Origin of the sequence: Nitrobacter sp. 62-23 (assembly GCF_001897285.1) — a bacterium.
Classification (GTDB): Bacteria; Pseudomonadota; Alphaproteobacteria; order Rhizobiales; family Xanthobacteraceae; genus Nitrobacter.
On sequence record NZ_MKSM01000111.1, the window covers coordinates 74917 to 83800 of the forward strand.

Here is an 8884-nt window from a genome sequence, read left to right on the forward strand (position 1 = left end):
ACTAGTGGAGTGAAATTTGACATTCGCTACCCACTTTGCAGCGAACTTGTCAGGCGAATGTCACATTCAAAACTCCACTAGAAACCTGATAGTTGCTAGTGGCCCTTTGATTCTAACATTTTCAGCAACTCCCTGCCGCAACGGGATGCAAATGTTAGAATCGGACCACTAGTATTCGCCCCGAGGGTCACTATCGTGTTTTCGGACCGCCAATGCCCAGCCTGCTCCGCTTCCTGACAGTCGTCGCGGCGATCGGCGCGATCGGCTACGGCGTGATCTTCGCGCTGGCGAATTTCGTCAATCCGGCGTCGCGGGAGATGACGGTGACCATCCACCCGGACAAATTTCTCAAGAAATAGCTGCTAGAGCCATTCCGGCTTTGACGGAATCAAAGCCGGATTCCAGCTTTTTGTTTTGACGCGTTTTCTTTGCGCGAACCGGTATCCACTTCGCTCGAAAACGCTATAGGCGGCGGCATGACATCCGACAAATCATCCGACTCCAGGCTGACGAACCTGTTCCTCGACATGCTGGCGGCCGAGCAAGGCGCCGGCGAGAATACACTTGGCGCCTACCGTCGTGACCTCGAGGACTTTTCCGCGTTCCTGGCGCGCGCAAGCGAGAATTTCGTCACCGCCGGCACCCAGACCCTGCGGGACTATCTCGGCGATCTCGACGTGCGTGGCTTCAAGTCGTCGAGCGTCGCCCGCCGCCTGTCGGCGATGCGCCATCTGTTTCGCTTTCTGCTGAGCGAACGGATCAGGAGCGACGATCCTGCCGCCATCCTGTCGGGTCCGCGGCGCGGGCGAAGCCTGCCGAAAGTGCTGTCGATAGCCGATGTCGATCGCCTGCTGGCGCGGGCAAAGGCTGCAATCGACGCGCCCGGTGCTTCAACCACACAGCGATTGCGCGCGGCGCGGCTGTATTGCCTGCTCGAAGTGCTCTACGCCACCGGGCTGCGCGTGTCCGAACTGGTCTCGCTGCCGCTGTCGGCCGCGCGGCGCGACGCGCGCATGATCGTGGTGCGGGGCAAGGGCGACAAGGAGCGGCTGGTGCCGCTCAACGACGCCTCACGACAGGCGATGGCCGCCTACCTCGCCGCGATGGACGATCAGCGCGGGGAGGGCAAGGCAGCCACGGCAAAGCCGAAATGGCTGTTTCCCTCGTTCGGCGAAAGCGGCCACCTGACGCGGCAGCATTTCGCGCGCGAACTGAAGGAACTGGCGGGGGCGGCCGGTCTCGCGCCCCGGCTGGTCTCCCCGCACGTGCTGCGTCATGCCTTCGCAAGTCACTTGCTGCATAACGGGGCGGACTTGCGAATCGTGCAGACGCTGCTCGGCCACACCGACATCTCGACAACGCAGATTTATACGCACGTCGTGGAAGAACGGCTGAAGAGTCTCGTGCGTGACCTGCACCCGCTGGCGGAAGTCTGACGCACGGCGGGGCAGGTTCGAATATCGAATCTTGAAACGCCGTCGGCATCCGGGTGTTACCAGACCATCACACGGCCGCACCAAATGTGGTCCCGGCCAAGTTCCATCTTCCATCCCGCGCCGGCCGCTCTAATCTGTAAGTCAATGACAGGTCGATTCGCGTCGGCCTTATGCCACCGGTTCGGCGGCCCACAACAGCCGAACCCGTCCGGCAATCTCAGATCCACCTTGAACCCCCGGCAACGCCGGGGTTTTTTTGTCGTGGCCCCGCTCCAGCCAGAAAACCCGCCCCGGCTCGGCACTTGACTTCGCGCCGATCAGCCGCGAAAGAGCGCAGCGTCGTTTGCCAACGACCGGTCCGGCAGCCCTCTGCCGCTTCCCTTAAACGTTTGAATTAAAGGATTTTTTGCTCTCCCCGCCAATAGCTTTCGTCCCCCCGCACGTTCGTCCTATATTGCTGGAATGCCCGACCCCATGCGCAGTTACCTCGATTTCGAAAAGCCCGTCGCTGAACTCGATTCCAAAATCGACGAACTGCGCACACTCGCGGCTTCCGGCAGCGACATCGGCGAGGAAATTTCGAGCATCGAGGACAAGGCCGCGCAGGCACTGAAGGATCTCTACGACAACCTGACACCGTGGCAGAAAACCCAGGTGGCGAGGCATCCGCAGCGGCCGCACTTCTCCGATTTCATCAATGGCCTGATCACCGAGTTCACGCCGTTGGCGGGAGACCGCAAGTTCGGGGAGGACGAGGCGCTGATCGGCGGCTTCGGCCGCTTCCGCGGCGAAAGCATCTGCGTCATCGGCCAGGAAAAAGGCGCAACCACCGAGAGCCGGCTGAAGCACAATTTCGGCATGGCGCGGCCGGAGGGTTATCGCAAGGCGGTCCGGTTGATGGAAATGGCCGACCGCTTCGATATCCCCGTGCTGTCGCTGGTCGATTCCGCCGGCGCCTATCCCGGCATCGGCGCCGAGGAGCGTGGTCAGGCCGAGGCGATCGCCCGCTCGACCGATACCTGCCTGTCGCTCGGCATCGCCAATGTCGCCGTCATCATCGGCGAGGGCGGCTCAGGCGGCGCCATCGCCATCGCGACCGCCAACCGCGTCCTGATGCTGGAACATGCGATCTACAGCGTGATCTCGCCGGAAGCGGCGTCGTCGATCCTGTGGCGGGACAGTTCAAAGGCGCAGGAAGCCGCGACCAACATGAAAATCACCGCGCAGGACCTGCTGCGATTCGGCGTGATCGACGCCATCCTCAAGGAGCCGCCGGGCGGCGCCCACCGCGATCCGCCGGCAATGGTCGCGCTCACTGGCGACGCCATTGCCGAAGCCTTCAACAATCTGCGCGATCTCGACCGCGACGCGCTTCGCAAGCAGCGCCGCCAGAAATTTCTCGATATCGGGCGCAAACTGGGCTGAGCACGACCGGCGCCGTCGCCAGGATTCCGTGACGGACGACCCGCATTCAGTTTCCGACGCTTGGACGGCCGCAAAAATCGCGGCTTTTTCCGGATTCCGGGCGAACCGCCCTATTTCAGCCCGGTACGAATATTTAACCTCCGTTCACCATCGTTGGCATGGATCTGGTTGCGCCGGCCGGCCCGGCTTGCGGGGCCGCGGGCTTAAGGATAATATTTTATTCAATGGCTTGGGGCACAAACGCCATGAATTCGGGGTGCAGGCTTGCCCGACGCTTGCGGAGCTTTGCTTTGATCCATCGCCCGGCTTTGATTCATCGCGCGCCCGGCCGCGCGATCATGACGTCGGCCGTGTTGCTGGCGGCCGGCGCGCTTCTGGCTGGCTGCAACGGCGAGAACGCTTCACTCGCGAGCAACGCCAAGGCCAACCAGCCCGTCCCGCCCAAGCTCATCGCCGCCATGACCGAAAAGGACATGGAGCTGCAATCGCCGATCCTGATTCGCCTGTTCAAGCAGGAAGCCGAACTCGAAGTCTGGAAGCAGAACCGGTCCGGCAAGTTCGCGCTTCTCAAGACCTACCCGATCTGCCGCTGGTCCGGCGATCTTGGCCCGAAAACGCGCGAAGGCGATCGTCAGGCGCCGGAAGGGTTCTACAGCATCACGCCGGCGCAGATGAATCCGCGCTCAGCCTACTATCTCTCATTCAATACCGGCTATCCCAACGCCTTCGACAAGTCGCTTGGGCGCACCGGCTCCGAGCTGATGGTCCATGGCGACTGCTCCTCGCGCGGCTGCTACGCCATGACCGACGAGCAGATCGCCGAGATCTACGCAGTCGGGCGGGAGTCTTTTTTCGGCGGCCAACGCGCCTTTCAGTTCCAGGCCTATCCGTTCCACATGACGGCGGTGAACCTTGCGAAACATCGCAACAATCCGAACATGCCGTTCTGGAAGATGATCAAGGAAGGCAACGATCATTTCGAGGTGACCCATCAGGAGCCGAAGGTCGAGTTCTGCGAGCATAAATACGTGTTCGATCCTGCGGCCCCTCCCGGCTCCACCAAGCCGCTGCAGTTCAACGCATCCGCGCAGTGTCCGGCCTATGTGATCCCCGACGACATCGCGAGCGCCGTGCGCGAGAAGCAGGAGCGCGACAACACTGAGATCGCCAGGCTGATCGCGAAGGGCACGCCGGTGGCCAGGCTCAACACCGGAATTGACGGCGGCATGAACCGCGTGTTCGCCGCAAAAATCCCGGAGGGCCAAACAGGGCTGTCGGATCCGGCCGAACCCGGGCTGAAGCTTACGGCCTACTCGACGGCGCCCGGCACCATTCCTCCGACCGTCAATCCGCCGCGCGACCCGGCGGCGGCAACGGTCGCAGCCGCATACGAACAGGAGGCCGACGCGACGAGACCGTCGTCATCGCTGCTCGCCCCTTCCGCGTCAGGCAATGTTTTCAGCAATTTTGCGCGCAAGATCGGTTTCGGCACCGCCGACACCACCGCGACGACCGCCACCGCAACCAAACAGCCGACCCCGGCCAAGCCGAAGACGGCGGCCCCCGCGACCCATACCGCTCCGCTTCGTCCGGCCGTGGCGGAAAAACGCCCCGCGCACGGGACGACCGAAAAAACGGCTGACAAGTCAGGCAAGACCAAGCAGGTCGCAACTGCACGCCCGCCATTAAAGCCAGCGATCGACGCCGATGCGCCTGCGCCGACGCCAGCTCCACGTGCGGCGCCGGTGGCGGCAACGAACTCGTTCGACAATCGCTTCTCGGCGTTCCGGTAAATAATGCCGTCATCCCCGCGAAGGCGGGCATCCACTATTCCAGATCACGGATAGCAACCGGATGAGCTGACGGTGAGACGTTCGTTTCAACGCGTCATGGCCGGACTTCGTCCCAGCCATCCACGTCTTCACGCGTAGCGGCCGTGGCAGTGCTTGTACTTCTTGCCGGAGCCGCAGGGACAATCCTCGTTGCGGCCGACCTTGCCCCAACTCGCGGGATTGCCCGGATCGCGGCCGGAAGAACGGTCCGCGTTCACCGCCGGCGCCAGCGAAGCCTGGGCAAAATTGCCTTGCGCGAAAGCCATCTCGTCCTCGCCCGTATTGGGATCGAGCTTGTGGACTTCCATCGCGGGCAGCACCGGCTGCTCTTCCTCCGGTGGCACGATCTCGACGCGCATCAACTGCCCGGTCACCGCCTCGCGCAGATGGGCAATCAGCGACTCGAACAGGGAGAAGGCTTCGGACTTGTATTCCTGCAGCGGATCGCGCTGGCCGTAGCCGCGCAGGCCGATGACCTGGCGCAGATGATCGAGCATCACCAGATGCTCGCGCCAGAGATGGTCGAGCGTCTGCAGCAGGATGGTCTTCTCGACGTAACGCATGACGTCGGGACCCCATTGCGCGACCTTGGCCGCCATGTGCTCGTCGACCCGGCTTTCGATGCGCGACAGCAACTCCTCGTCGGCGATGCCCTCTTCCGCGGCCCATTCGTCGACCGGAAGATCAATGTCGAGCACGCGCTTCAGTTCGTCCTTCAGCCCGGCAACGTCCCACTGCTCGGCATACTGGTTTTCCGGCACGTGCTTGGTGACGAGGTCCTCGACGAACGCATGACGCATGTCGGCGACGGTTTCGGCGACGCTGTCGTTCTGCATCAGGTCGACGCGCTGCTCGAAGATCACCTTGCGCTGGTCGTTCTGCACATCGTCGTATTTCAGCAGGTTCTTGCGGATGTCGAAGTTGCGCGCCTCGACCTTCTGCTGCGCCTTCTCCAGCGCCTTGTTGATCCAGGGATGGGTGATCGCCTCGCCTTCCTTGAGGCCAAGCCGCTGCAGCATGGTGTCGAGCCGGTCCGATCCGAAGATCCGCATCAGGTCGTCTTCAAGCGACAGGAAGAATTTCGAGCGGCCAGGATCGCCCTGACGGCCGGAACGGCCGCGCAACTGGTTGTCGATGCGGCGCGACTCGTGGCGTTCGGAGCCGATGATGTAGAGCCCGCCGGGCCGGGTCATGGTCTTGGCCGGTTTTGAGCCCTTGGCCGGCTCGATCTCGACGACCTCCTCGGCCTTGAGCACCATGTCGCGGAAACGTTCGATATCAGCCTTGATTTCCGCGATCTTCGCGGCTTTCCCGGCCTCGTCGGCGATGTCGGCGGTCTCGAACTGGGCGCGCATCTCCAGCGAGCCGCCGAGCTTGATGTCGGTACCGCGGCCGGCCATGTTGGTTGCGATGGTGATGGCGCCGGGCACGCCGGCTTCGGCGACGATATAAGCTTCCTGCTCGTGAAAGCGGGCATTGAGCACCGCGAACAGCTTCGCCGGCTTGCCGGCGCGGGCCGCTGCGTAGAGCTTTCGCATCGATTTGGGATCGGTGAAGTCGATCTGCTTGTAGCCGTTCTTCTTGAGATAGTCGGCGAGCACTTCCGATTTCTCGATCGAGGCGGTGCCGACCAGCACCGGCTGCATCCGCGCGTTGGCGCGCTCGACCTCGGCCAGGATCGCGGCGTACTTCTCGTTCTGGGTCCGGTAGACCTCGTCGTCCTCGTCGAGGCGCGCGATCGGCAGGTTGGTCGGAATCTCGACCACCTCGAGCTTGTAGATGTCGGCCAGTTCGTCGGCTTCCGTCGCCGCGGTGCCGGTCATGCCCGCAAGCTTCTTGTACATCCGGAAGTAGTTCTGGAAGGTGATCGAGGCGAGCGTCTGGTTCTCCGGCTGTACCGGCTGATGCTCTTTGGCCTCCAGCGCCTGATGCAGGCCTTCCGAATAACGGCGGCCCGGCATCATGCGGCCGGTGAACTCGTCGATGATGATGACTTCGCCGTCGCGGACGATGTAGTCCTTGTCGCGGGTGAACAGCGAGTGGGCGCGCAGCGCCTGGTTGATGTGGTGCACGACGGAGACGTTCTCGACGTCGTAGAGCGAATCGCCCTTGAGCTGGCCGGCCTCGCGCAGCAGCGTCTCGATCTTCTCCATGCCAGCCTCGGTGAGCGTCACCGCGCGCTGCTTCTCGTCGACCTCGTAGTCGGTCACCTTCTCCAGGCTCGGCATGAAAGTGTCGATGGTGTTGTAGAATTCGGAGCGGTCGTCGAGCGGGCCGGAAATGATCAGCGGCGTGCGTGCTTCGTCGATCAGGATCGAGTCGACCTCGTCGACGATGGCGAAGAAGTGCGGGCGCTGGACCATGTCCTCCAGGCGGTACTTCATATTGTCGCGCAGATAGTCGAAGCCGTATTCGTTATTGGTGCCGTAGGTGATGTCGCAGGCATAGGCCGCCTTGCGCTCGGCATCGTCGAGGCCGTGGACGATCACGCCGGTGGTCAGCCCGAGGAAGGAGTAGATCTGCGCCATCCAGGCGGCGTCGCGGCGGGCGAGATAGTCGTTGACGGTGACGACGTGGACGGCCTTCGCCGGTCTTCATCTCGGCGATGTCGCCCTCGTGCAGCACCATGCCGCCGATCAACTGCACGTCGAAGTGGCGCTGGCCGAGCGTTCGCTTGCCGGCCTCGCGCACGGTAGCGAAGGCGGGAACGAGGAGGTCGTCCAGGGTCGCCCCGTTGGCGAGCTGCTGCCTGAATTCGGCGGTGCGCGCCCGCAGCGCCTCGTCGGACAGCGCGGCGACTTCGGGTTCGAGGGCGTTGATGGCCTTGACTCGGGACTGGTATCCCTTGACCCGCCGATCGTTGGCGGAACCGAAAAACTTGCGGGCAAGCGCGCCGATCATGCCTTATTCCTGTCTTCGCGGTTCGGCGTTGCAGCCATGTGATCGTCTCCCGGTGTCCGAAGCCGAAGTTCGCCCTAATTCTGCAGCGCCTTCCATGGCGAACTTCGGATTCATAGGGACATTAGCAAGCTAGCTTCTGATTCCGGCGTGGTTTGGATTCGGAAATTCGCCTGCAGAATTCGCCAGGACGGCGAAGCGAACTTCAAAACCACCACACCAGCCGCCCATCAACTCACCTCATCGTGACGCCTCAGGGCTGGAAGTCCCGGAAGCCTGGAAGTCCCGGAAGCCGAGCATCCATGTCATGGATTGAAAGCCGTCATGGATTGGAAGTCGTCATGGATTGAAAATCGTCATGGGTTGAGATTCGGCGACCGGGGTTCAATCGCAAAAGCACAGCCAAAACCCGCCTCTGCTGCCGGCCCGGTCCGGCAGAGATATGGCCCACCTTGTGGGTTGTCAACGGTCGCCGAACCACCGCTCCGAGGCGCCCGAGGTGGAAACCCGCGGCCGCCTACCTGTCCGTGAATTCATGATTTTGACAGAGTTTTCGCGTTGCCAAGGCCGCACGATTAAGCGAGTGTCCGCCGTCCCAAAACCCCTCCTCCTGGAGATCAAGGACTTCCCATGACCACCTCAATGCCCGCAACGAAACACAGCCTGCGCGTTCGCCTGGCCTCGTCCGTCCTCGGCGGCTGCCTGGCGGTGGCCCTGCTCGCCGCCACGCCGGTCCGCGCAGATGATTCGAACCCCGTGCTGGCGAAGGTTAACGGCTCCGAGATCCGCCAGAGCGACGTCAATGTCGCTGAAGAGGAATTGGGCCCAAGCCTCGCGCAGATGGACCCGGCCGCCAGGCAGGACAACGTGCTGTCGTTCCTGATCGACATGAAGATCATCGCCAAGGCCGCCGAGGACAAGAAGATCGAAAACACCGAGGACTTCAAGAAACGGCTCGCCTTCGCCCGCGACCGCCTTTTGATGGACAAGCTGCTGGCGTCCGAGGGCAAGGCGGCGCTCACCCCCGACGCCATGAAGGCGGTCTATGAGGACGCCTCCAAGCAGATCACCAGCGAACAGGAAGTGCATGCCCGCCACATCCTGGTGCCGACCGAGGAAGAAGCCAAGAAGATCGAAGACCAGTTGAAGAAGGGCGCGGACTTCGCCGAACTGGCCAAGAAGGAATCCAAGGATCCCGGCGCATCCGACGGCGGCGACCTCGGCTTCTTCACCAAGGATCAGATGGTGCCGGAATTTTCCAAGGTCGCCTTCGAGCTGGAGCCCGGCAAGATT

The 8884-nt window shown here is 62.6% G+C and carries 5 protein-coding genes and 1 pseudogene; 5 read left to right on the forward strand and 1 reads right to left on the reverse strand.

Translation table 11 applies throughout. The features are described 5' to 3' along the window. Nucleotides 1–212 precede the first annotated feature (212 nt). The 4 genes from BGO16_RS12255 (at nt 213) to BGO16_RS12270 (ending at nt 4654) form a co-directional block, all read left to right on the forward strand. Entirely contained in the window at nt 213–359 is a 147-nt protein-coding gene (locus tag BGO16_RS12255) for a histidine kinase (RefSeq protein ID WP_292619023.1), read from the forward strand. 117 nt (nt 360–476) lie between these two features. After that, nucleotides 477–1436 (forward strand): site-specific tyrosine recombinase XerD, encoded by a 960-nt coding sequence (gene xerD, locus BGO16_RS12260; protein ID WP_292619024.1) that lies wholly within the window; start codon nt 477–479, stop codon nt 1434–1436. Nucleotides 1437–1898: 462 nt separating this feature from the next. Then, complete coding sequence (locus tag BGO16_RS12265; RefSeq protein WP_292619025.1) at nt 1899–2861, forward strand: acetyl-CoA carboxylase carboxyltransferase subunit alpha; 963 nt, start codon at nt 1899–1901, stop codon at nt 2859–2861. 338 nt (nt 2862–3199) lie between these two features. After that, the gene (locus BGO16_RS12270; protein WP_292619034.1) at nt 3200–4654 is read left to right on the forward strand and encodes a murein L,D-transpeptidase family protein; all 1455 of its coding nucleotides are present in this window, start codon (nt 3200–3202) and stop codon (nt 4652–4654) included. Between the two features lie 128 nt (nt 4655–4782). Here BGO16_RS12270 and secA read toward each other — a convergent pair. Continuing rightward, nucleotides 4783–7594 (reverse strand): annotated as a pseudogene (gene secA, locus BGO16_RS12275) (preprotein translocase subunit SecA). Between the two features lie 627 nt (nt 7595–8221). Here secA and BGO16_RS12280 point away from each other — a divergent pair. Next, a partial coding sequence (locus BGO16_RS12280; RefSeq protein ID WP_292619026.1) for a peptidylprolyl isomerase occupies nt 8222–8884 on the forward strand: 663 nt, incomplete at its 3' end.

What these genes read in the sequence shown, in the direction of transcription:
- BGO16_RS12255 (WP_292619023.1), top strand. Translation starts at nt 213, where the DNA reads ATGCCCAGCCTGCTCCGCTTCCTGACAGTCGTCGCGGCGATCGGCGCG.
- xerD (WP_292619024.1), top strand. Translation starts at nt 477, where the DNA reads ATGACATCCGACAAATCATCCGACTCCAGGCTGACGAACCTGTTCCTC.
- BGO16_RS12265 (WP_292619025.1), top strand. Translation starts at nt 1,899, where the DNA reads ATGCCCGACCCCATGCGCAGTTACCTCGATTTCGAAAAGCCCGTCGCT.
- BGO16_RS12270 (WP_292619034.1), top strand. Translation starts at nt 3,200, where the DNA reads ATGACGTCGGCCGTGTTGCTGGCGGCCGGCGCGCTTCTGGCTGGCTGC.